The 232-nt window shown below is 56.9% G+C and carries 1 pseudogene; it reads left to right on the forward strand.

Annotated elements, in window-relative coordinates:
- A pseudogene (locus R0J87_RS25200) lies at positions 1–157 on the forward strand (glutamate synthase small subunit); the annotation flags it as partial.
- Positions 158–232: the final 75 nt, after the last annotated feature.

Here is a 232-nt window from a genome sequence, read left to right on the forward strand (position 1 = left end):
GGTCAAAGCCCCCGAGCACGGCCAGGACGCTTTCCAAACCAGCAACGAGAAAATATTTGCCGGTAGCGATATGGTGCGCGGCTCTGATCTCGTGGTCAACGCTATTTATGAAGGGCGTCAGGCCGCTGAAGGCATTCTGGACTACCCGGGCGTTTAAGCTTGTCAAGTGGTGGCTGGAAAGGGGTGCCTGCGGCTCCCCTTCGCCAGATAAATCGGCCTACCACTGCTTATG

It is taken from the genome of Halomonas sp. SIMBA_159, from assembly GCF_046536035.1.
Taxonomy (GTDB): Bacteria; Pseudomonadota; Gammaproteobacteria; order Pseudomonadales; family Halomonadaceae; genus Vreelandella; species Vreelandella venusta_A.